Source organism: Candidatus Nitrososphaera evergladensis SR1 (assembly GCF_000730285.1).
In the GTDB taxonomy this organism is placed as follows: domain Archaea; phylum Thermoproteota; class Nitrososphaeria; order Nitrososphaerales; family Nitrososphaeraceae; genus Nitrososphaera; species Nitrososphaera evergladensis.
Genome location: NZ_CP007174.1, coordinates 677,357 through 700,549, shown reverse-complemented (window position 1 = coordinate 700,549; position 23,193 = coordinate 677,357). Strand labels below are relative to the sequence as shown.

The 23,193-nt window shown below is 52.1% G+C and carries 22 protein-coding genes; 8 read left to right on the top strand and 14 right to left on the bottom strand.

What is annotated here, in order from left to right:
• Window positions 1-266: 266 nt before the first annotated feature.
• Both NTE_RS03500 and NTE_RS03495 read right to left on the bottom strand, forming a co-directional pair.
• Window positions 267-1,196: a hypothetical protein gene (locus NTE_RS03500; protein WP_148699764.1), complete on the bottom strand. Its 930-nt coding sequence runs from the start codon at window positions 1,194-1,196 to the stop codon at window positions 267-269.
• Between the two features lie 194 nt (window positions 1,197-1,390).
• The gene (locus NTE_RS03495) at window positions 1,391-2,971 is read right to left on the bottom strand and encodes a sialidase family protein (protein ID WP_148699763.1); all 1,581 of its coding nucleotides are present in this window, start codon (window positions 2,969-2,971) and stop codon (window positions 1,391-1,393) included.
• On the opposite strand from NTE_RS03495, the gene NTE_RS03490 reads away from it, so the two are divergent.
• Window positions 2,970-3,713: a putative quinol monooxygenase gene (locus NTE_RS03490; protein WP_148699762.1), complete on the top strand. Its 744-nt coding sequence runs from the start codon at window positions 2,970-2,972 to the stop codon at window positions 3,711-3,713. The two genes, NTE_RS03495 and NTE_RS03490, sit on opposite strands and share 2 nt — an antisense overlap.
• A gap of 1,040 nt (window positions 3,714-4,753) precedes the next feature.
• Here the strand turns inward: NTE_RS03490 and NTE_RS03485 are convergent.
• Window positions 4,754-5,128 carry a YybH family protein gene (locus tag NTE_RS03485; RefSeq protein WP_148699761.1) on the bottom strand — a complete coding sequence of 125 codons (375 nt, stop codon included), beginning with the start codon at window positions 5,126-5,128 and terminating at the stop codon, window positions 4,754-4,756.
• Between the two features lie 305 nt (window positions 5,129-5,433).
• On the opposite strand from NTE_RS03485, the gene NTE_RS03480 reads away from it, so the two are divergent.
• Entirely contained in the window at window positions 5,434-6,120 is a 687-nt protein-coding gene (locus NTE_RS03480; RefSeq protein WP_148699760.1) for a lytic polysaccharide monooxygenase, read from the top strand.
• 140 nt (window positions 6,121-6,260) lie between these two features.
• Here NTE_RS03480 and NTE_RS03475 read toward each other — a convergent pair whose 3' ends face one another.
• Window positions 6,261-8,462, bottom strand: a complete 2,202-nt coding sequence (locus tag NTE_RS03475) for an elongation factor EF-2 (RefSeq protein ID WP_148699759.1) — start codon at window positions 8,460-8,462, stop codon at window positions 6,261-6,263.
• Window positions 8,463-8,537: 75 nt separating this feature from the next.
• Between NTE_RS03475 and NTE_RS03470 the strand changes: the two genes are divergently transcribed.
• Genes NTE_RS03470 through NTE_RS17260 form a run of 3 tightly spaced genes read left to right on the top strand, consistent with a single transcriptional unit; the run spans window position 8,538 to window position 9,748 of the window.
• The gene (locus NTE_RS03470) at window positions 8,538-9,398 is read left to right on the top strand and encodes a menaquinone biosynthesis family protein (protein ID WP_226987149.1); all 861 of its coding nucleotides are present in this window, start codon (window positions 8,538-8,540) and stop codon (window positions 9,396-9,398) included.
• A 33-nt stretch (window positions 9,399-9,431) separates the two neighbouring features.
• Window positions 9,432-9,626, top strand: a complete 195-nt coding sequence (locus NTE_RS03465) for a hypothetical protein (protein ID WP_148699758.1) — start codon at window positions 9,432-9,434, stop codon at window positions 9,624-9,626.
• On the top strand, window positions 9,614-9,748 hold the full coding sequence (locus tag NTE_RS17260; RefSeq protein ID WP_264357937.1) for a hypothetical protein: 135 nt from the start codon (window positions 9,614-9,616) through the stop codon (window positions 9,746-9,748). The genes NTE_RS03465 and NTE_RS17260 overlap by 13 nt, the downstream gene beginning before the upstream one ends.
• 38 nt (window positions 9,749-9,786) lie before the next feature.
• Here NTE_RS17260 and NTE_RS03460 read toward each other — a convergent pair whose 3' ends face one another.
• From NTE_RS03460 to purE, 5 genes are all read right to left on the bottom strand, one after another.
• Window positions 9,787-10,662, bottom strand: coding sequence for a fumarylacetoacetate hydrolase family protein (locus NTE_RS03460; protein ID WP_148699757.1), 876 nt, complete (start codon window positions 10,660-10,662; stop codon window positions 9,787-9,789).
• A gap of 61 nt (window positions 10,663-10,723) precedes the next feature.
• Window positions 10,724-12,166, bottom strand: a complete 1,443-nt coding sequence (locus tag NTE_RS03455) for an ArsB/NhaD family transporter (RefSeq protein WP_148699756.1) — start codon at window positions 12,164-12,166, stop codon at window positions 10,724-10,726.
• A 68-nt stretch (window positions 12,167-12,234) separates the two neighbouring features.
• Window positions 12,235-13,119, bottom strand: coding sequence for a cysteine hydrolase family protein (locus NTE_RS03450; protein ID WP_226987148.1), 885 nt, complete (start codon window positions 13,117-13,119; stop codon window positions 12,235-12,237).
• Entirely contained in the window at window positions 13,116-14,660 is a 1,545-nt protein-coding gene (locus NTE_RS03445) for a purine-cytosine permease family protein (RefSeq protein ID WP_148699755.1), read from the bottom strand. Before NTE_RS03445 ends, NTE_RS03450 begins: the two co-directional genes overlap by 4 nt.
• 376 nt (window positions 14,661-15,036) lie before the next feature.
• Complete coding sequence (purE, locus tag NTE_RS03440) at window positions 15,037-15,546, bottom strand: 5-(carboxyamino)imidazole ribonucleotide mutase (protein WP_226987147.1); 510 nt, start codon at window positions 15,544-15,546, stop codon at window positions 15,037-15,039.
• Between the two features lie 231 nt (window positions 15,547-15,777).
• Between purE and NTE_RS03435 the strand changes: the two genes are divergently transcribed.
• Window positions 15,778-17,211 carry an amidase gene (locus NTE_RS03435; RefSeq protein WP_148699754.1) on the top strand — a complete coding sequence of 478 codons (1,434 nt, stop codon included), beginning with the start codon at window positions 15,778-15,780 and terminating at the stop codon, window positions 17,209-17,211.
• Here the strand turns inward: NTE_RS03435 and NTE_RS03430 are convergent, their stop codons facing one another.
• Both NTE_RS03430 and NTE_RS03425 read right to left on the bottom strand, forming a co-directional pair.
• A complete protein-coding gene (locus NTE_RS03430) occupies window positions 17,212-17,415 on the bottom strand; it encodes a hypothetical protein (RefSeq protein WP_148699753.1) in 204 nt (67 codons plus the stop codon).
• Window positions 17,416-17,501: 86 nt separating this feature from the next.
• Entirely contained in the window at window positions 17,502-18,620 is a 1,119-nt protein-coding gene (locus NTE_RS03425) for a radical SAM protein (RefSeq protein WP_226987146.1), read from the bottom strand.
• 121 nt (window positions 18,621-18,741) lie between these two features.
• Between NTE_RS03425 and mqnC the strand changes: the two genes are divergently transcribed.
• Window positions 18,742-19,842, top strand: coding sequence for a cyclic dehypoxanthinyl futalosine synthase (gene mqnC, locus NTE_RS03420; RefSeq protein WP_226987145.1), 1,101 nt, complete (start codon window positions 18,742-18,744; stop codon window positions 19,840-19,842).
• A gap of 9 nt (window positions 19,843-19,851) precedes the next feature.
• Here the strand turns inward: mqnC and NTE_RS03415 are convergent, their stop codons facing one another.
• The 3 genes from NTE_RS03415 to NTE_RS03405 are packed head-to-tail and all read right to left on the bottom strand — an operon-like array spanning window position 19,852 to window position 22,712.
• On the bottom strand, window positions 19,852-20,811 hold the full coding sequence (locus tag NTE_RS03415; protein WP_226987144.1) for a GNAT family N-acetyltransferase: 960 nt from the start codon (window positions 20,809-20,811) through the stop codon (window positions 19,852-19,854).
• Window positions 20,812-20,825: 14 nt separating this feature from the next.
• Window positions 20,826-22,280 carry a menaquinone biosynthesis decarboxylase gene (locus NTE_RS03410; RefSeq protein ID WP_148699751.1) on the bottom strand — a complete coding sequence of 485 codons (1,455 nt, stop codon included), beginning with the start codon at window positions 22,278-22,280 and terminating at the stop codon, window positions 20,826-20,828.
• Window positions 22,281-22,307: 27 nt separating this feature from the next.
• Complete coding sequence (locus tag NTE_RS03405; protein ID WP_148699750.1) at window positions 22,308-22,712, bottom strand: hypothetical protein; 405 nt, start codon at window positions 22,710-22,712, stop codon at window positions 22,308-22,310.
• Between the two features lie 100 nt (window positions 22,713-22,812).
• Between NTE_RS03405 and NTE_RS03400 the strand changes: the two genes are divergently transcribed.
• Window positions 22,813-23,193: an eS24 family ribosomal protein gene (locus NTE_RS03400; protein ID WP_148699749.1), complete on the top strand. Its 381-nt coding sequence runs from the start codon at window positions 22,813-22,815 to the stop codon at window positions 23,191-23,193.

Genomic DNA, 23,193 nt, shown 5'->3' with positions numbered 1-23,193 from the left:
GCAAGACGGGTAAAATAGATTCTCGTATGTAAACAAGCGAAAGTGACTCTGTTTTCATCAGGGCGATTCAATCGTCCTAAATGCCAATCGAAAAATACAGGCATTCTTTCAACCGTTTGGCTTGCAGCGGCCTTTAGCTAGCTATCACAATGGTGGTAATAATAGGAAGAGAAGAACATCTTTGCGCTGTCAACTCACTATTGAAGGATGCTTGGCTAACCCTCTCCTTCTCCTCCCCATATACAGGCGAAAAAAACAGTCGATCATCAGGGAAGAGGATCGATTTCCCGGATGGACAGTTTTTCATAGGCTACTGTGCCCTCCTCGTTCCTCAGGTACACCGACAAAAAGGGCTTTTTGCTTATGCACGAGGGAAGCACCAGGCTCCTGGTGAGCCTGATGGCAGGATCGACTCCAGAGCTGCACGAGTCGTGTCCAACGCCCCAGTTATTGCCGGTGTCGGTAAAGGAAGTGACCATTGTCCACGGGGACCCGTCGGCGGAGTCTTTGTTTCCAAGCCACAGTTCCACGGTAGTCTGCGTGTTTGCGGCATTGTTCCTTATGACATACTTGAAAGGCACGGGAGTATTCTTTGGAAACACGTTTCCAAGTGGGAACTTGTCGGTATTGTGCGCCGGCGCGTAGCCGTTATCGAGGTGATGCGCCGTCTCTTTTTCAAAAGACCACGTACCATCGTAGAGAAAAACTGCGCCGTAGCCTCTGTTGTCGTTAAGCAGCTTGTCTTCGTCATAGTCTATGCCGTGGTTTGTACGGCAGTACACCTGGATGTACGAGTCTTTTGCAGGTCCAAATTCCCTTATTCTTGTAAGAACGCCCGTTATCTCGAGGTTCTCATCCCATTCTCTTTTATGATCCGGCGATACCACATAGATGCGTACATAGTGACCCGTGGCAGTCAGTCTGCCAGAGCCATTTATCTCATACTTGCCTTCGCCGTGCGAGAGGTCAAGCCAAGGATCGTCCGGATCGATTCCGGAGGCAAGCTTGCGCACGTGGCCGTTGTCAAATTTGGAGTACCACTCTATTCCTCCTGCTTTGGTAGGGTTTAGTTTCGCAAGACCAAAGCGGTCTGTTGGTCCCGTTCTACCGGACGGCGGCGTTGCCGGCGGCGGGGTGCGGCTGTCTGTAGTGCCGGCGTTGGTCATGCCTAAAATATTTTTTATACCCTTGAGCATGTCGTTGTCTACAATATGACAATACACGCTGGCGAGTAGTAAAGACTCGTGCCAGTTTTGCACGTGCCCTCTGCAGGATTTTGCCACAGAAAAGACGGTTATTGGCATTTGAAAAATGCAATTCAAGGAGAAAATTTAAACTGCAGTTTCTGCAGTATGCTTTTTTTGTCATTTGGCAGTGCCACATAGACACATCAGCTCTTCTTTAACCCAAACCATCCAGTCCTAGTAGCCACAAGGATGATTCCTACTGCTCCCGCCATCATGATTGCCATGAGTGCAAAAGGGATGCCAAATTCTGGCGAAGGCGACGATGCTTCTGTTATTGTTTGCGAGTCTTCATCTAAATCAGTTGCATTGCCAAAGTTATATCCTCCATCAATATTTTTTGTGAACATGATATGGTTTCCATCTTTGAAAGCATAATCCAGCCAAGCAATGTAGACGTGATTCTTGTCATCATCGGCTGCCATTGCCTGTCCAGGGTTTGATATCCCTGTGTTGCCAGTCAGATCAACTGGTTTTCCAAATGTATCCCCACCATCAGAACTCGGTACAAAGAAGAGCTTCTGATATGATGTGTTATTTCTGAAACCCGCATCCTGCCATGAAACATAAAACCTGTCTCCGGAGGCAGCTGTTACAATAGGCTCAGAGACGCGGGTTCCGCTGTTTATCTTTTGTATGCTTCCAAATGTATTGCCGTAATCTGCGCTTGCCCTAGCATCGATCTCCGCGCCAATTTGAGGACTGTGGAAATTATACCATGTCAGGTACACAAAATTCTCTGACGCATCAAGAGTCAAGGAATTAACATGATTGGAATCTGGACTGTTGTAGTTTGCCAGTACAGCCGGCTTGTCAAAATCAAGTCCGCCATCGTTGCTTTTTGCCAACAGTATTGAAACGCCGCTAGCAATGCCTTCTGAACTGTCATCGGCACTACTGCTAGTCGTTCCAGCAACGTAGACATTATCATCCGAGACAGCTATAGCACGTGCCCCAATGTTGCCGAGGCTGACTGCAGGCCTGACAGAAAACGGGCCGCCATCACTCTTGTCCATGTTTATTTTTGTAACAAAATCTGCTCTGCCAAGGTCTCCCGCAGATGACCACAGGACATATGCCTGAGTGCCTGTTTGAACCATATGAGGAGTGGTCAGATAGCCGGCGGTACCCTTACCAAGCAAAACAGGCTGGCTAAATGATTCGCCGCCATTTAGGCTCTTGCTGAGGAAAACCGCATCAGTCCCATTGTTTGCCAAAATTCCTGACCAAATGATTCCAATATTGTTATTATTGGCAGGTGAGGCAAGTACGCCAAAGATGCCGTTCTGTACGGTGCCATTTGTGTCTATTTTAACGGCTTCTCCAAAGGTCGCTCCGTTATCCGTACTTTTTTTGAAAAATAGTGTCGGTGATGGTTGCGTATACTTGAACCATGCGACATACAAATTATTGCCATCTGAGGAAGTAGAAACAGCGGGTGCGCTACCTGCTGTATTTGAGTCGGCTATGACAATGGAATTGCCAAACGTATTACCGTTATCTGCACTCTTTTTGAAGAACAACACCCTCTGTCCACAGTCATAAAAGTAATTCCAAAAAACAAAGACATCGCCGCTGTTCTCTCCTCTTGCAATTACCTTGGGCTCATAACCGCCGGATATTGGCGGACAACCGTATTGAGCAGATGCATAATGCTTTGGTACGAGAAACATTACCAAGAGAAGCAGCAGGCCGCAAAGCAAAATTCTTTCAGATATTGTCGGCATGACAGTGCTTACTACGAAACATGCATTTACTTGCAGATATATTTTGCACCTTATCTTTATTTTTATTAATTTTCTCTCAGTATATTTTGGTCCGGTTGTCTCTTGTGGCGTTCTAGACGATAGTTATCCATCTGTCAGTGCCTTCAATCTCGATTTCTTTACACAACTTCAGTTGTGTCTTTCAGACAACCAGAAAAAATCGCACAAAACAAGCGTGGGAAGAAGATTAACTTTCACCCTTTTTACCTTCCCTATGCGCTTAAGTCATCGTCAAGTCAGAAGACACTGGCCATGCGCGCCTAAAAAAGCGGCACAAATCCATGGAAAAATTGGGGGTCGTCTTTTTATCGACACAAGGAGGAAAAATAATGGTATGGAGAGCAGTCGGATTCATTTTAGAGCGGAATTCACCATAGAAGAAGGAAAAATAGAGGAATACAAGCAACTGGTGCAGGAAATGAGCAGAGTAGTGGAAGCCAACGAGCCAGATACAATCGATTACCAGTTTTATCTTAATAGAGATGAAACAAAGTGTATTGTACACGAGACGTACGCAAACTCGGAGGCGGCACTTGCTCACAACACGGGCGTTGCTTCGCAAACGATACTTCCAAAGATTTCCAAGGTTGCGAGAATAAGCAGGTTTGATGTTTACGGGAACCCTAGCGACGAATTACGGAAAGTGCTGGCAAGTTTTAGCCCACAGATTTACAATCGATTTGCAGGATTCAGCCGTCGCTGACAGTTTCTTTTCACCAACTTACTCTTGGAGATGCCCAAGTCCAGACTATCAATACTTTCGTTATGTGTGCTTCCATGTCACCATGTCGTGAAGAGCATATCGATATTCTTGAACTTTTATCCAAAGGCCTCTATCCCGTCCTTACTTCAGTAATCGATTATGGTTTTTCCAAACAGTCCGTCGTTCTGATTGTCTGGATGTCTGCACCTAGGTTAGTAGGACGCAATCCTGCACCTGAGCATACCAGAGACATCTTGGTTTCCCACGGGGAAATATTGATGTTTAACAACATACTTCTTACAGATGGGTACTGCTTCTCGGTATCATATACAGGGTAGGAGACAAGAGTCCCGTTGACAACGTAGTATACAGCGGTGGTACAACAGCCATCGTCACGGCTTATGCGCGGACTAGCCGGACCAAATCTCTCTTGGAATACCTGCACTTCTCTCATGTTGTTTACTCTGTCCAGGATTTGCTGGTCCGATGAGTTGAAAGCTGATATGATAACTGGTATCAAGAAAAAGAGAATGCCAATTCCTCCTATCAACGCAATTATGGCCAGGATCCTCATCGACATAATTAGAACGTACGGAGGGTTCTTTTGAGCTTTTATCTAAACGCTTCTAGCCCGTCAACACTGCCGTTATTGCGACGACGCAAATTGGTTGCAGAGACTCATAGGCGCGAATTAGTTGTTTTTCGCTTTCTATGAGAAGCGTATCAAACAACGACAGCAGTCGCCGCTACAGTGCCACCGACAAGGAGTAGAATATCCAACCAAGTAGCCCAAGGAGCATAACCGGAGATGCCGGTGGCGCCGACATTCATCATCATTTAAGATGAAATGATCGTTAGAAGATTTAACCTTATACCAAATGTGTCACGTTTGCTCGATAGGCCGTCCTTACTTCCGTTATACGTACTAACGCCTTTGTACATGTCTGAAAAAGCGGCACAAGTTTACGCTCAAAAGAGGGGGAGGGAATTATCTTTCGTTAGTTCATCTGCCAGTGTAAGTGGATTAATCTGCCGGTCATTCAGTCCGTTCCCCAAGGGTTGTCGATCACGAAGCGCCACGAGCCGTCGGCCTGACGTCTCAGAACATCGGCAGATTTTGACGCCAATTTCACCGGCTTGCCATCTGGTCCGGTTCCAGTGAATGACCATACCCCAATTACGAGAGCCAGACCATTCGCCTCAAGGACTCTTGTCACTTTGAGATCGAGTTTGCCCTTCATCGCAATGAAGCCGGTAAGCGCTTCACGGACACCTGCTAGGCCGTGAGCAAGGTTCCCGGGCTGAGCCGCGAATGCAGCATTCGGCTCATAAAGAGGCACTAGAGCGTCGAGATTTCCCGTGTTAATTCCGTCCACTATCGACTTGAGGACTTCCTCAGGTGTTCCGCTATGCACGCCTTCGTTTGCTCCTCCTAGTTAATATCGATTCTGACATGTCCGATTCTCGGAAGGCGCCAGCAAAGCACTCTCTCCTCTAGGCTCCATTCAGATTGTTTTCTGGTTTATCCAACTTTTTGTCAGCAGTAGTTCATTTGGTTTTAGGCTATCTCCAACTAACCATAACGTACGACACCATCTAGTGATACCTAAAAAGCGGCACAACCCTGAGCGTGAAAAGAGGGCTTGTCTTTATAATCGACAAGGAGTATAAAGAATTGAACTCCTGAAAGCGTATATGCCAACATTTGCACTTTGTAATAATGAGAGCAGCCCACTTTGCTGTCGTTGTCGCAGCTCTCTTTGCATTAGCAACCTTTTCTACAATCTTAAAAGATGCATATTCACACTCGATGGGGCCACTTTCAATAAGGGCGGATATCCCTGTCTACCGCATAAAACTTGGAGAGGCCCAAACGCAAGAGATGAGAGTGTGCTCTATGCTCCCTGGCAAATTGGTCATTGACAGCGTTACATTCAATGGAACTAATTCTGACTGGGCGCGTGTAGAGAAAGGGAGTTTTCCAGTTATTGTAACTCCGGCTGCCAACATGACTGCAAGCGCAACCATCCCTCTGTCCGTAACCGTGCCATCGAATTTTACGGGCGATCATGCAATCATTCAAACTATCGTCAACACCATGTCTCCTCTTGCATTACCTGTGCAAGGCAATTTGATAGTCTTGATTACCAATAACACTGTTGCATCGACACAAAACCTGCTAGAATGCAAGAGCTTGCTGGAGATTCAAAGAGGGATACAGTACTCTGCCATAATTGTCGGAGCCATAGGGGCAGGCTTGATTGCGGTGGGCTACTTTGTGTTCAGACGTAGTAAAGCCAAGCCTCAGGAACAAAGAGCACGCAGAGGGGCAAAGATACTATTGGTTGTGCTTGGCATCATTGGATCCTTTTTAATAGTGGAGGCAATTCTCTCTTTGCGTTCTTGAAAATGATCCTGCTCACCGCCATCCCCTCGATTCTGTGTACAAACTGCGTCCCATTCTGAGCCTAAAAAGCGGCTCAACCCTTTCCGTCATTACCTACGTTATGCGTACAAAGTCGTGCGGGCGGGAGGGGGATTGTATTTTTACTCTTTGTCTATGAATTCGTCAGGTCCCGGTGGCTCTGGGTTGAGGCCCTTCCTCTTGCGCGTCTCTGCAACCAGATTCCTAAAGATCGAGTTTGGAACTGGCGCCCACGTCTTGAAGAACGTCGTCCACATCGCCTTGCCTGCGGTCCCGCCCCTCATGACCTCTGACAGGTCAAAAGTCTCTGACGCCGGCACCTCGCCCTGTATGATGGCGATGATGCCCTTCTGCTCGACGTTGAGGAGCTTGCCGCGCTTGCCTGACAGCACGCTTGCGACGACGCCTATCTGCTCCTGCGGGCACTTGATCTCGATGCCAAGTATCGGCTCCAAAAGCACGGGGTCTGCAATCAGCATGGAGCCAAGCATCGCCCTCCTCGTGGCCGGCATCAGCTGCGCAAGGCCCCTGTGCGCAGGGTCCTCGTGCGGGACAAAGTGGTGCAGGACGAATTTCACGCCCCTTACCTGCTCCTTTGCTATCGGGCCGTTCTTTATCACGTCGTCAAAGCCAGAGCGGATAGAGTCCATCGATTCCTGTATGAACTGGACACCCTTGGTCTCGTCCACCATCATGTTGCCGGACGAATCGATTGCTACGACGCTCCTTGACTCGTCGGTGCCCCACCCCTTTTCTCTCAGGATCTTGGCCATCTCCTTCTTGTCCATGTCTTCCTTCAGCTTGCCAGTCCTTATCATGTCGACAATGTCCTCTGGCAAGGGCTCGACGCGCATGAATATCTTGTTGTGCTTGTTTGGAGACTTGCTCATTATGGGGCCGGCCTTTGCGCGGATCGTCTCGCGGTAGTTGATCAAGGGCTGCGTGGTGACGATGTCAAGGCCCATTTCCTGCAGGAGCGATGTCGCGATTTCAAGGTGCAGGACACCCATGCCTGCCATCAGGGTCTCGCCGGACTCCTCGTTTATCTTGACTATCAGGTTCGGGTCCTCCACGGTAATCCTGCGCAGGCCTTCCACCAGCTTGGGCAGGTCCTTGGGGTGCTTTGGTTCCACCGCGATGGTGACGACAGGCTCTGATACGTACTTGATTGATTCAAACGCCGTCGCGGTCTTGACGGTCGATATCGACTCGCCGGAAACTGCATAGTCAAGGCCAAGCAGCGCCGGTATGTTGCCTGCAGGAAGCACGCTCACAACTTCGCGGGTGTTGCCCATGTAGATGTTCACGGACTGCACCTTGCCGGGCCTCTTGGCGTCTATCAGGTAGATCTCGTCGCCGTCCTTTATCGTGCCTGAATACAGACGCCCTGTTGCCACCCTGCCTGCCTGCGGGTCGACGTTGATGGTCGTGACCATCATCATCGCCGGACCTTTTTCGTCGCAGTTCAAGAGCGCCTGGCCGATCTCAGAGTTGAGGTCGCCCGGCCAGATTTTCGGGATACGGTATTTCTGCGCCACGTGGGGCGGCGGGTGGTGCTCGACTACCATGCCAAGAACTGCATCGTGCAACGGCGATTTCTCTGCCAGCGCCTTTATCTTTTCAGTGCCTTCAGCAGTGTATGCCTCGTAGACATCCTTGAACCCGACGCCCAGCTTTTGCGCCATCTTGAAGTTAAAGCCCCAGCGGTCCTTGGCAGAGCCAAAGGCGACGCTGTTGCCCTGTATCGATACCTTCCACTTTTCCTTGTACTCCGGCTCTGCGTAGAGGTCAACAAGCCTGTTGAAATCTGCGATGATGTTTGAAAGCCACTTTTGCATGGCCGGCCCGTCCAGCCTCAGCTCCTTTACGAGGCGGTCTATCTTGTTGATGTAAAGGACTGGCCTGACGCGCTCTTCAAGTGCCTGCCTCGTGACAGTCTCTGTCTGGGTCATGATGCCCTCGACAGAGTCAGAGACGACTACCACGCCGTCGATTGCGCGCAGCGCCCTTGTGACCCTGCCTGTAAAGTCGATGTGGCCGGGCGTGTCTATCATGTTGATGACGTAATCCTTGCCCTCGTTTTCGTAGAGAAGCGTCACGTTTGCGCCCCTGATGGTCATCTGCCTGTTCTGCTCCAGCTTCATAGAGTCAAGAGCAAGGGCCTGGCCCGCCACCGACGGCGCGATGATGCCGGACGCGGCAAGGAGGCTGTCTGACATGGTCGTCTTGCCGTGGTCGACGTGTGCAATGACACCGAAATTGCGTATCTGATCCTTATTACCGATGATTCTCAGGATTTCCTGAGTAGACTTGAACTTTGGCATACACTCAATTTTCAAAAATTTTGTTTGGGGACTATAAATGTTGCCTATATTTCTCATGGAGATATTGATTTAATAGTGGCGCAAGGCGCCTGCATGAGAGAGATGGAGATAACGCTTGGCCACACTCCTGACGCCGACGACGCGTTCATGTTCTATGGCTTTGCATGTGGCGCAGTAGGGTCCAGCAGGTTTGCGATAAAGCACGTCATCCAGGACATCGAGACTTTGAACAAAAGGGCGCTTGCGCACGAGCTGGACGCGACTGCGGTGTCGGCGCACGCCTACGCCTACCTGAAGGACTATGTAATATTGCGCGGGGGCGGCAGCTTTGGGCTGAAATACGGCCCGGTGGTGATTGCAAGAAAGGACAAGGGCATGACCCTTGACGGCCTAAAAGACGCCACGATAGCAATACCTGGCAGGATGACTTCTGCCAACCTTTTGCTGAAACTTGCCATAGGCAAGTTCAGAGAAAAAGAGATGTCGTTTGAGGCAATACCGCAGGCAGTCCTGACAGGAGAAGTGGACGCTGGGCTTGTCATACACGAGGCGCAGATAACCTACGACAAGACAAAATTTGCGGGGATAATGGAGCTGGGCCAGTGGTGGGACTCGCAGACGGGCGGCCTTCCTGTACCACTTGGCATAAACGTGGCAAGTGCAAGGACTATGGACCGCGGCCAGTTGAAGGAGTTTAGCGACCTTTTTGTAAAATCAATAGAGTACGGCCTTGACAACATCGACGCTTCTGTAGATTACGCAATGCAGTATTCCCGTGGCCAGCCAAAGGAGACCATAAAGAAATTTGTGCTCATGTACGTGAACGAGATAACCCGCGACATGGGTCCAGAAGGAAGAAAGGCGATTGAAAAGATGTTTTCAATGGCCTGCGAACGGCGGATTTTAGAATCTGACGTCAGGGTGGATGTCATCTAGAGATCTTTTATACGACAGGCGCGCAGCTGCCTTGTGCACGGCGGCCACGACGACGACGATTCAGAGCAGGCAGTAATAAGAGACTACAAGGACAGCCTTGTACGGGGTCTTGCCCCGTCTACCATAACAGTCTGGATCGAAAAAATAGTCGAAACAGCCAATGCGTTATGCGGCAGCAGCTCTGCCGCAATCAAGTACAAGAAAGGGGAGGCTATTTGGGCGAAATAGTGGTTCCTACCAGGAAAGATGCAGAATGCCTGTCAAAGGCAATAGACATGCACGCCCCTGCCGCGCCCGAGCTTGTCAGGGACATACTGATGACGTACAAGGCAAGGCCGCTTCTCACCTAGAAGCGGCAGTTTGCGCGCCGCAACAACAGCCAAGAGCCCTAGTAAAAGGTCACGCGGTTTTTTATCCTGCCCAGCTTTTCAATTTCCACTTCGACCACGTCGCCGTGCTGCAGGTATTTCACGTGCGACGACAGCGAAAGCACGGTGCCGCTTGGCGTGCCGGTGGATATGATGTCGCCCGGCTCTAGCGTCATCACCTTGCTCAGGCTGTGTATTATCCTGTCTATTTTCAGGACAAGATTTTTTGTGGACGAATCCTGCCGCACCTCGCCGTTTACCCGCGTCGTGAGGCGCAGGTCGCACGGGTCTGCGATCTCGTCCTTGGTCGTGAGCCAGGGCCCGCAAGGCCCAAACGTGTCAAAGCCCTTGGCGCGTGTGTACTGCTTGTCGATGAACTGGACATCCCTTGCCGATATGTCGTTTATCACAAAATAGCCTGCCACGCATCCAAGAGCCGTTTCTTCTGACATATTTCTGCACTCCTTTCCAATCACCACGGCAAGCTCGCCCTCGTAGTCCAGCTGGGTGACGGATTTTGGGCAGGCTATATCGTCGGCAGGCCCGCACAGGCTTGTCCGGGGCTTTAGGTAGATAACAGGGTCCTTGGGCGGGCTCTTGCCAAAGCGCACCCAGCTTGCCTGATCCGAATAGTTAAAGGCAAGGCAGATTATCTTGAACGTCCGCCTTATTGGCGGGAGCAGGCGGAACTCGCCAGGTTTGTGCGCGTACGAGATTTTTCCAGTCGTCACTTTCTGGGCATAATCGCCGAACACGAAATCCTCAAGGGCCGCAGGAAGCTTGACCCCTGCCTGCCTTTCCACTTCGTCTCGCGTGGCCATGCCGCCGTCGCCTTCCGGGCTGACTAGCGCGTAGGTTTCACGGCCACCTTTTGTTGATATCCTTGCAATCTTCATGTATGTGTGCAGCCCAGCCCAGTTGTGCCCGTACTATTGCCACGACGTATTACGTAAACTTTTAACCAATCCTGAGCATCATGTCCACAAACAGCACGACGCTTCCAACGGCCACCGTCATTATCATGAACGGGAACCCGATCTTCATAAAGTTGTTGAAGGTTATCGGGTTGCCGCCCTTTTCCGAAAGGCCGGTGGCGACCACTCCCGCACTTGACCCTATCAGCGTGCCGTTCCCGCCGAGGCCCACTCCAAGCGCAAGGGCCCACCACAACGGGCTTATCTCAAAGCCGCCAAACGCAGAGGCGATGCTTCCGTTCTGGTTCAAGACGTGTATTAGCGGGATCATGGTCGCGGCAAAGGGTATGTTGTCCACAAACGCGCTGGCGACAGCAGACATCCATATTATCAAAAAGAAGGTCACCGTAGGCTCGCCACCCGTTATGCCAAGTGCTGTGTTTGCAAGCAGGTCTATCATCCCGGCGTGCTCGGCGCCACTGATTATTACAAACAGCCCCGCAAAGAATATGAGAGTCGCCCAGTCCACGTCATGAAACACTTTTTCCGGCTTGGCACGCGTGGCCACCAGCAGCACGCCTGCGCCACCGAGGGCAATGAGCGACGGCTCTACATGGAGGCTTCCATGTATTACAAAGAGCGCTATGACGCCGGCAAGCACTATCATTGATTTTTTCATCACGCCCTTGTCGGTTATCAGCGACTTTTCGTCCTGCGCCATCAGCTCGTCAAGGTTCTGTGGCTTTTGCGCAAGGTCCTTCCGGAAGAGGAACTTTAGCATGAACAGCGACGCGACCATCGAGACGCCTATCGTGGGCCCCATGTGGAACAGGAACGCGTTAAAGTCGATGTTTGCGGCGGAGCCGATTAGTATGTTTGGAGGGTCGCCTATGAGCGTGGCCGTCCCGCCCACGTTTGATGCAAGCACCTGCGCGAGTATGAACGGGACTGGGGAAAGCCGGAATATCCTGAAAATGGAGATGGTTATTGGCACCATCAGGAGCACGGTAGTCACGTTGTCTATGAACATCGAGGTGACAGCCGTAAAGACGCTCATCATGACGAGCAGCTTCCACATGTTGCCCTTTGACGCCTTGCTCATCCTGATTGCGAGGTACTGGAAGACGCCTGTCTCGGCCATTATGGCCACGATTATCATCATGCCAAGCAACAGGCCGATGGTGTTAAAGTCGATGGCCTCTGTCACGAACTCGAAACTCTCGCCGGCCTGAACAAGCCCGGTCGATATGATTATTGCAATTACCGCCGTGGCGCCGGCAAGTGCAATTGCCGTCCTGTGCACTATTTCAAACGAGAGCACCACGTACACGGACAGGAGCACTATCGACGTCAGCTTTAGCGGCAGGCTGATTGAAAACCCCAGGACATCCGGCACCGTCAGGACTATGGCAGAGAGTGTGGCAACTAGCGCAAGGCCGATCACGGTCTTTTTCTTGTGTGCCGCACTTGCCTCAAGCAGGGCCAACCCCTATTCACTGTCTCCGGAGGTATATAGCCATGATCGGATTTTCCGTAGTTTACAGATGCCCGCGGTCAGCTTGTGTCCGGAAACGCCGACCTCACGCCGTCGATGAACTTTTTCGAGTCAGACACCCAGCCAAAGACCCCGCCTTGCATCTTGATCTGCTTTATGGCCGCCTGGTAGTTTCCATAGTCGGTTGCGCCGGTGCCGTCCTTTAGCAAAAGGCACCAGTAGCCATAGTCGTTTGCCTCCCTCATGATAGTGTGTACGCAGACGTCCGTCGTGATGCCCGTTATCACCAGGTGGGTTATGCCGAGGTTCTTTAGCAATAGCGGCATGTTGCTCTGGCCAAACGCGCCCTTGCCGGCCTTGTCTATCACGTACTCTCCCGGCATAGGATAGAGATCGTCGATGATGTCCCAGTTCTTTTCGCCCCGCGTAAGGAGCCTGCCGAGGCCGCCTTTTGGAATATCGCCAATCCCGACGCCGTCTCCTATTATCTTGCTTCGCAGCACCTTGTTGTACGGCGCGTCAGAGAGGTCCGGCAGGTGGCCCTCGCGTGTGTGTATCACCTTGATGTCCGTCCCGTTGCGGATGTTGTGGAGCACGTAGTGTATTGGCTTTATCGGGGCAGACGTCAGCCCGAGGTCGTAGCCCATCACGTCCACGTAGCCCTTTGGCCCGCAAAAGTCGATCTGCATGTCGATGCTGACAAACGCCGTGCGCGCCGAGTCAAATTCGACCCATGCCTTGTCGCCAAAGCGCGGGCAGTCTTCTACCTCCACCTTGAACAGCTTGCCCCGCGGGGGGCCGTACAGCCATGCCGGGAACTTGAAGGTTTTAGTCTTCTTGAACTCCTCGTAGTCCTTTTCGACCCTCTTCAACACCTCTTCTCTCGCTGCGGAGGTAAAGTCCCTGTTCGGGGTCGGCGGCTGCGGCATTTTTTCCTTGGTCATTTGAATTGACTTCCTCCTCCTCCCCTGTATGATAAACTGGACCAGAACGGCGTCATAAACTCCACCAGCCGGTCAATCCTGCCGCAGGGGCTTGCTTGGCCGCCGCTTGCCGCTACTCCACTTCCGGGCGCAGACGGCGTAGGCGGCTGGTCCGCGGTGCCTGCAGCCCCGTACGACGCGCTGGTGCCGAGGCCCTTTGGCGTGAGCCGGCCGCCCTTGGTGTAGCCTGTTATCTTGGCCACAAGCGGGTAGACGCCGACGCCACCAATGAGGCCACCCAAGACTGCAGGCAGGTCCGGCGCCACCAGCTGTATGCCTATGGCTATTGCAAGGCCCGCAAGGAACCCTGTGACTGCCGGCCCGTTTATCTTTTTGTCACCTGCTGCCAGCAGCTCGTCCGGCGTGCACTTGCGCGCAACTATCCAAAAGTGGCCGATAAGTATCCCGCCCACCAAGGGGACGACCGACCCGAGGAGCAAGAGCCACGGCACGATGCTGGTGAGCAGGTTTGCCGCAGCGACTGCTGTTCCGGCAATCATTACTATTATCGCCATCTTTTTCCACGAAAAGTTGAGGCGCTTGCCAGAGATGTAGTACACCACGTTCTTGAAGCCCTGCGTAGCGTTGTACATGCACCCGTCACACGTAGAGCCGTTGCTTGCCCACTGGATTATCATTATTGGTATGCCAAGCGCAAGGGTTCCAAGGCCAAAGAAAAAGTCCAGCTTGCCTGCGACTGCGGTGAATATGCCGCCCGTCATGAGCATGAGCATGTTGGCAGCCAGAAAGGCCACTGCGATGACGCCCCAGGACTGCTTGACGCTTTTTGTCCACCGGTTAAAGTCGCCCGTCATTGTCGCGCTCACGATGAATGTCCCCACCGAGGCGGTAAAGCCCATCGCAAACGTCCATGGTTCGCCTATGGGCTGCGAGCTGAAGAGGTTGCCGCCCGTTTCCACGCCCACTACGCTCACGATGGAGTAGATCATCCAGCCGGCAAGCGCGGTCACAGAGATGACCGCAAACCAGCCCATCCACGCCATGGCCCTGACCCCATAGACTGCAAACATGCCAAACACTATCGCAAAGACGCCCGCCCAAAAGCCGGTGGTCCCCAATATCCCGGGAAGTACCCCGCTTCCTGTCCCGGCGTTGAACGACTGGCCGCCGTACAGGCCGACCATCAGGTCGGCGGCAAGCCATGCCTGGAACGCGTACCAGCCGGTGACAAGGCCGGCAATCATCAGGACGGGCAGCGCATATGCGTACCGTCCAAACGCGGCCTTGCACATCATTGGAAAGTTTAGTCCAAGCTTTGAGCTTTTATGCGCGATGAGCCCGGCGTAGCCGAACAGGAAGACCTGACCGGCGATGATTGCGACATAGCCCATCGGGGCTCCCAGGCCGCCCATTATCTGGCTCCCGATAAAGATGCAGATGTATGCGTAGGTAAATCCGGCCCACACCAGCGTAGGTTTCATAAATCCAAGCCGCGCGTGCTCCGGCACAGGACGTTCAGCATATTCTTCCTGTTCCACCATATCTCGAGAATTTTCATTCTTGCGAATGATATAAGCCTGTTTCTTCTAATCTCGTCGATGAAATATAAATAAATGATTTCAAGAAATCACATTTATGTAAATTTATGTATTTTGTGATACATGATGGTATTATGAAAAATGCTCACAAGTCATCTCAAAAATGGAACAATATCCACTGTCAAGCACAGATCTAACAATGCATTTGACAAACAAACACCGGCGTTCATCTGTACATATGGTTCAATTCCGTCTCTGGCCAGTTGGCAATTGAAAACATATTGCGCGGTGGCAATTGCAATAGATCTGCAAAGCAATTACGCCGTGCACAATTGTCACTGTGCCAAATGCGCATTAAAAATATCTGAAAAAATGCGCGCTAGTTGATGACTTTACTCTGTTTTGCGTCTTCAGACTCGACTTGCTCTTCCATCATTTCTTTGTACCGCTTTAGCTTTTCTTGAAGCTCCGGATACTTTAATGCGAGGATCTGGCACGCAAATATGCCGGCATTGTACGCCGCGTTTATCCCCATCGTCCCCACAGGCACCCCGCGAGGCATCTGCGCCATGGAAAGGAAAGAATCCATGCCTCCAGGCGAGGCATCTCCTTTTAGGGGAACCCCGATCACAGGTATGGTCGTAAGCGAAGCTATCATCCCGGGCAAGTGTGCTGACCCTTCCCCTGTGGCGATTATCACTTCAATTCCCCGGGCATGACATTCTGCCACGAACCTAATGGTTTTATGAGGCGACCTGTGCGCAGCCACTATGCGGGCTTCGCTTTTGATCCCAAAAGAGTCAAGGGCAACAGCTGCGTCCTTCACCTGCTCAAGCAGCCGGGGCAATGGCGAAACTACAGATACAAGTGGTCGTTTTTCATGCATCATATACATTTTGCAGAATTAGAACACGAAGTATTAAGCCTAGTTGACATAGCGGGAGAAAAATCGCATAAATGGAATTATGGTCAGTTGTGCATCATAATAACCGCCGCCCAGAGAGCGGCCCATGAATCAGCGAAATGGAATATTTTCATATATACTAACTTTTTCAAAAGTTATGATATTTACTTATAAACATTCATCGCAGAACTACCCCTATAATGATGAGGTCCTGCAATGAAGAAATCATCGCTCTATAATCCCAAGCTGACAATCAAGGACTTTGCAGAGCTTGTTTCTTCGCAAAGCATTTCGTGTGAGGAACTTACAGAAATAACGCTGGACAGGATCAGAAAGCTGAACCCAAAGCTGAATGGCTTCATAACAATCCTGGAAGACTCGGCCAAGCATGACGCCAAGGATGCGGATGCCTCGATAAGACGAGGCAAGTACAAGGGACCGCTCCATGGCGTGCCCATAAGCCTCAAGGACCTCATCTATGTAAAAGGCGTCAAGAGTACGAGCGGGTCCAAGATACTTGCAGATTTTGTGCCGGACTATGATTCAACGGTAGTGAGAAAGCTGAAGGAAGCCGGTGCAATAATAGTCGGGATGAACAACACCCACGAGTTTGCCTGCGGGATAACCAACATCAACCCGCATTACGGGCCTTCAAGGAACCCCTGGGATGACAGCAGGATGTCCGGTGGCTCTAGTGGCGGCTCTGCAGTGGCAGTCAGCGCCGGCATGTCGCTGGCGTCCATAGGCACCGACACTAGCGGCTCGATCAGAGTGCCGTCTTCCCTTTGCGGCGTATTTGGTCTCAAGCCCACCTATGGTCGGGTGAGCAAGTATGGAGTAATGCCCCTTGCCCCATCAATAGACCATATCGGTCCAATATGCAGGAGCCCATGGGACATTGCAGCAGTCATGCAGCATATAGCAGGGTACGACAGCCACGACCCCAACAGTGCCAATGCACCTGTTCCCAACTACATAGATGAAGTGGAAAAAACACAGGGAAAATTCCGCCTTGGCATCCCCAAGCAGTTTTTCTTTGACATCATTGATCCAAAGGTCAAGCATACATTTGACAGCTTTGTAGAAAGAGCTGAAAGCTGCCAGATATCATCAACTCACGTCGACGTCGACCAGACGGACAAGATATACGAGACATGGCGGGCCATAAGGCTGGGCGAATCGGCGACAACCCACAACGAATGGCTCCGGACGCGACATGACGACTATGGAAAAGATGTCGCAAAGATGCTTGATGACGGCCTGAAGATAACGGCCGTGCATTACATCAGCGCGCACAAGTGGCGCCAAGAAATAAGAGGGGCGATTCTCAGGGCCATGAAGCCGTACGACGCGTTGCTTGTACCCACCACTCCAATCGCAGCTCCCCTGCTGGACCAGAGTACCGTGCACCTCGATGGCAAGGATATCGAGGTATATCCTGTCCTGAGCAGGCTGACCACGGTGTTTGACGTGACGGGACTTCCTGCGCTCAACATTCCCGCCGGCCTAGTAGACAATAGGCTGCCGGTAGGCGTCCAGCTTGTCGGAAGGCCGTTTGATGAAGCGCGACTAATCCAGATCGCAGAAAGGTACGAGCAGCAATACCACGTTTCAGAAGAGATGGTTCCGGCCCTTAACGTGACAGCCTAGCTAGCCTGACTGCTTTTTCAACTTGAACTTTTCGTTTACGGAATAGACTGCGAGGCCGACAAGAACCGCCACTGCGGCTGCCAGCACCCAGACCTCCCGGAGCGTCACGAGGTTTACCACCGCCACAAACATTGCGGCAAGCGCGGCAATGTTGATTATCATCAGCCGCCGTTTCATCTTTGGCCTGTCGCGTTCTGGAAGCACGTAAGAATTTTGAAACAATCGGGTTTTAAGCTTAGTTCACACGCCGTGCGCAAAATTGCATATATCACAAAAGCGCGTTCTGTGGTTTAGTCGAACCTGCGCAGAATGTTAAAGAAGGTGTCGCGCTGCGCCGGCTCGCGCTTTATCTCGCGCACCATGCTTGCAAGCTCTTGCAATGACGTTCCGCTTGACTTTCCGGCCGCCTTGAATATCTCTTCTGAAAAAGCAGTGCCCACCATGTCGTTTCCGCCGTACGAAAGGGCTACCTGCGCTATCTTTTTGCCAAGGGCCACCCAGTACACCGAGACGTTCTTTAGCGTATTTCCAAGCAAAAGCCTTGACACCGCTATGACGCGCAGGTCGTAGGGCGACGGGCTTTCTGACTTGATCATCTCTTTTTGTTCAAGTTCCGTGTTTTCAAGGCTGAACTTGAGCGGGATAAACGTCGTAAAGCCCTTGGTCTTTTTGTGAAGTTCGCGTATCTTGATTACGTGGTCGACGATGTGCTCTGGTTTTTCAATGTGCCCAAAGAGCATCGTGCAGTTGCTGCGGATCCCAAGCTCGTGCGCCTGCCTTGCCGTGTCAAGCCACTCTTCGCCGGAGCACTTGCCGATCACTATTTTTTTGCGCGTGTCTGGATGGAATATCTCGGCTCCGCCGCCCGGGAGCGCGTCGAGGCCGGCAGCCTTTAATCTCAAAAGCACCTCTTTTACAGAGTTGTGCGTCAGGCGCGCGATAAAGAACACCTCTGCTGGCGTAAGCGCCTTTATCGTCATCTTTGGGTGTTCGGATTTTATGGCGTGCATCATGTTTTCGTAGTATTCAAGCCCCAGCTTTGGATGAAAGCCTCCCACGATGTGGAGTTCTGTTGCACCCATCTGCTCTATCGCTATCTTGGCCCTTGCGACAATCTGCTCTACAGATAGCGTGTAGGCGTCCTCCTCGTTGCCCTTGCGGTAGAACGCGCACAACGGGCAACTGGCAGCGCACACGTTTGTGTAATTGAGGTAATAAGAAGCGACAAAAGTCACGGTGTTGCCGCACAGGTCGCGGCGCATTTTGTCTGCAGCAGCTCCGAGCAAAAAGAGGTTTTCCTCGTTCATCAATTGCACGCCGTCTTCGTAGGACAGCTCCTCCCCGGCAAGCGCCTTTTCAAGCGCCGGCGTCCCGCCGACCTTGCCAAAGGCGTCTACTATTGACTGCAACTTGTGTTGTAACTTGCCCGCGGTCCATTATAAATTTAGGCTCCTGTGTCTCCAAATCATTAAATAAGATAGGAGGGCCAAAACAGTCAGACATTTGCAAGGCAGGCTGCTCCAGGAATTCTTGTCAAAGTCTGACATCAGCGACGTGCTGGACAGCGCGCTGGCCGGACAGCGGCCGCTTGGCCTTGACGACTGCATACGGCTTGTAAAGTCCGACGACGCCTACTCGATGGGCCTTGTCGCAAACATACTGCGCCACAGGCTCTTTGGCGACAGGATAACTTTTGTCAACAACATCATACTCAACTACACCAACGTCTGCGTGACGTACTGCAAGTTCTGCGCGTTCTACAGGCCGCCGGGCCACGAAGAGTCGTACACGGTGCCCAAGGAAGAGATTGTGAGGCGCGTCGCCACTTCACGCGAGATGTTTGGCATCACGCAGGTGCTCATACAGGGCGGGCACAACCCGAACCTGAAAATCGAGTACTACGAGGATGCCTTCAAGGCAATGAAGGAAAAGTGCCCCGAGGTAGGAATCCACGGGCTTTCGCCCTCTGAAGTCGACATGATAGCCAAGGTGGAAAGAAGCAGCACAAAGGAAGTGCTTGCACGATTAAAAGCAGCAGGCATGGACACGTTTGCAGGGGCCGGAGCAGAGATCCTTGAAGACAGCGTCAAGGAGCAGATAAGCCCGCTAAAGATCAAGAGCGACGAGTGGCTCCGCATAATGGAGGAGGCTCACAACGTCGGGTTAAAGTCGGTCGCCACCATGATGTACGGCACTATCGAGACGGAGGAAGACAGGGCAAGGCACATACTAAAGATAATGAAGCTCCAGGAAAAGACGGGAGGCTTTGTCTGCTTTATCCCGTGGAGCTTTGAGCCAAACAACACCGAGATGCAGGCAGAGGGGCTGATAAAATACCCATCAGGCGGCCTGCAGCTGCTGAAGATGATAGCGATTTCAAGGATAATGTTTTACGGCCTCATCGACCACCTGCAGTCGTCGTGGCTGACAAACGGAATCGGCATGGCGCAGCTTGCGCTGAACCACGGCGCCGACGACTTTGGAGGCACGCTGATAGGAGAAGAAGTGGTGAGCGCCACTGGCGCGCGCTCTACAGAATTGACGTCTGACAGGATTATAGCCGCGATAAAACAGGCAGGATACCGGCCGGCAGAGCGTGACAACCTGTACAGGACAGTCAGACAGTTTTAATTGGAAAACTTATCTCCAGTCATCCATCAGGTAGACGTCTTTTCTGTTGTAGCCCGGTTCGTCAGGCCTGTGCATGGCGACTCCTTGGATGTCCGTGCGAAACTTGCGTGCAATCATTCTTTTGTATGCGTCGTGCCGACCCGTGTTGACGCCTGCAATTATGCGCGACAAGCCCTGCGAGCCTGCAAAAGACTCGCACCCATCCAGCAGGTGCTCAAACCGCTCTCCAGCAGAATCTTGGCCGGGCGCGGCCGCGCCAAACTTGACGTAACAATTTCCGCTACCTGCCTCGGTCCCCGGCCCGCAATGGCAGACTGCAAAGCCCGCCAGAGAGTCAGCGTTATCATTATCGTAAATCAATATAGTGTCGCCGAGCGCCTGCTTGTCGACAGAGTAAATTTCTGTTTTCAAGTCCAGCCCGTCATAGATTGTGCCTGTCAGGGCTTTGCACGCTTTGACGGTTTGCTCTTTTTCAGCCGCGGCCAATTGCGAATAACGGATCATCCTGGCTGCACTTTGGTTCTTGTCCACCGGCTTTGACATTATCGACGTCAGAAAGCGGGGCCAAAAGCCAAACTTTTGGTAGAGGTGCACGTGCTTGCTGCTCTGGGCAAACGTAAAGAGGCCAGCATGGCTTACCTGCCATTTTGCAAAAACGTCCATCGTCCCTTCAAGCAACAGCCTTGCCACGCCCTTGTCCCAAAAGTCAGGATGCACAGTCAGCGGGCCAAACACGCCGACGCTGCCCCAGTGCAGCGCAAAGTTTGACCCTGCAATTTTGCCGTCAATTTCTGCCACCAGAGCGGCAGGCGGGTCAGCCCGATAGCGCGTATAAACATAATCGGCATCTCCTGCAAACGACATCGGGTCAGGCAGGCCAATGAAGGTGCCAAAGGCAAGCCTCATTATCCTGTCTGCCTCTTCCAAGTCGTCTTCACGCATGGGGCGAACCGTCACGTCAAAAGCCAAAGCGCTTTTTCCTCCTAGGAGCTGAAGTACTCTTGCCAGCGCCTGTCTACAAGCGCCTTTGTCTTGTCATCTACGACCGCCAGTTGCTGTATCTCCCGCATGTAGCCTTCTTCTCTTGTCTTTTGCGTGGCGTCAATTCCCATCTTTGAGCCGAGGTTGACAAGCGGCGACGCAGGGTCAAGCGTGTCGGTCGGCGCGTTGTTGATGATGACCGTGTCGCGCGCGGCATCGGCCCGCGTAGTCACCGCCCATATCACGTCGTTTGCGTCGTGCACGTCCACGTCGCTGTCGACTACCACGAACATTTTTGTCAGTGCAAGCTGGCCCATGCCCCACAGGCCCATCATCACTTTTTTTGCCTGGCCCGGATACGTCTTTTTGATAGATATCACGGCAAGACCCTGGAACCATCCTGCGCCCGGCATGGAAAAGTCTACCACCTCTGGATGGAACATCTGTATCAGAGGCAAAAACGACCGCTCGATTACCTTGCCGATGTAGGCATCCTCAAGCACCGGCTTGCCCACCACGGTCGTCAGGTATATCGGGTTTCTGCGCCTCATGATGCCTGTCAGCGTAAAAGTGGGAAAGGGCTCTGCAGGTGTGTAATAGCCGGTGTGGTCGCCAAAGGGCCCTTCCATGCGCATGTCGTTTGGGTCTACGTACCCTTCAAGCACTATCTCGGCGTTTGCAGGCACTTCAAGATCGACGGTCCTGCATTTTACGAGTTTCACCCCTTTCTTCCTTGTGATGCCTGCAAAAAGGTACTTGTCCATGCCTTCTGGTACGGGTGCGACAGCAGAAAACACGGTTGCAGGGTCTGCGCCAATAACGATGGCGGCCTGTATCTTTTTGTTCTGCTCTTTGAGCATCTTGTAGTGCTGTGCGCCGCGCTTGTGGGTCTGCCAGTGCATTATCGCGTGCTTGTCGTCGACGATCTGTACGCGGTAGACCCCGAGGTTGCGGATCTCTGTCTCTGGATGTTTCGTGACCGTCATGCCAAAGGTGATGAACCTGCCTGCGTCGCCGGCAAACGACTGTAGAATTGGAAGCGAGTTGAAGGACGCTTTATCGCCCCCCTCTACCACTTCTGTCACAGGTCCCTTGTCCTCGTACTTTGGACCGTACTCGCCAATCTCTGACAGCTTGGGCAGCATCTTTAGCTTGTTGAACATGCCAGACGGCATCTTCATCCTTGTCAGGTCGACAATGCGCTGGCCAATATCCACAAAGTCCTCTGATTCTAGCGCCAGCTTCAGGCGCTTCATGGTGCCAAAAGCGTTTCCAAGGACCTGCATGTCAGAGCCCTCAACGTTTTCAAAGAGTACTGCAGGCTGGTCGCCCTTGTACATGAGCCGGCGCATCACTTCTGCTATTTCAAGGTCCGCGCTGACCTTTGCCCTTACGCGTTTCAGCTCGCCCGCCCTTTCAAGGGCATCAACGTACTCGCCGAGGCTTTCAAACGGCATGTGCAAAGACTCTATCCTTTTTTGTTTTCACTTCATGAACTTGCCCGTGTTCTTGCGCACAAGCGGGATTATCTTTTTCATGATGATGCCATGCACCTTGTCGCCTGCGTTGACGTCAAACGAAAGCAGCATGACGTAGTACAGCCGGCTGTTCTCGTCGGCTATTGGTATCGTGGCTCGGATGAGTTTTGCATAGTGCGACGAGGCATAGTCTATCTTGCCAAGGAGGTATTCCCACCGAAGGCGCGTGTACTGGCGCGTGGCGGCAGTGATTGCGTACTGGGCGCGCTCTTCAGGCGTCAAAAGTGGCTTCAGCCCTTTTCTCTCGGCTGTTGCCACCAGCTTGCCGTCCTCGTCGGCAATTCCTGCAAACCGTATCGCGGGGTCAAGCGACACTACCTTGTCGCAGATGTCCTGGAAAAATTGCTTCATTTTCTCAACGTCCCGGGCGACTAGGCAGTATATTTGATTTTCCTGTAGAAAAGAGTCAAGCAAATACTTAAATGGGTTACACGGAACGGTACCTTTCACTTTGTCGCAAGAAGCAGTAGTGATGTTAGAGGACCGCAAGAACTCGCTTTTGAGCAGGCGCGAGGTAAAGGCGCTGTTCAGGGGAGCCGCCGGCAAGCTGAAAAAGACAGAGGCTGCCGAGCAGGTAGCGAGCCAGCTTGGGGTCGACAAAAAAATAGTTATCCCGATAAACCTTGTATGCGAGACAGGAATGACGGACGTTCACGCGGTTTTCTACGTCTATGAAAACGAGGAGGCTGCAAAGAAGCAGCTGCCGAGATACCGCATGCTTCGCACCATGCCCAAAGCCGACAGGAAAAAGCTGCTCGACGAGGAAAAGGCCGCAAAACTAAAGGCCAAGCAGGCGGCAGCCGCTGACGCCAAGGGAGGCGCCAAGAAGTAG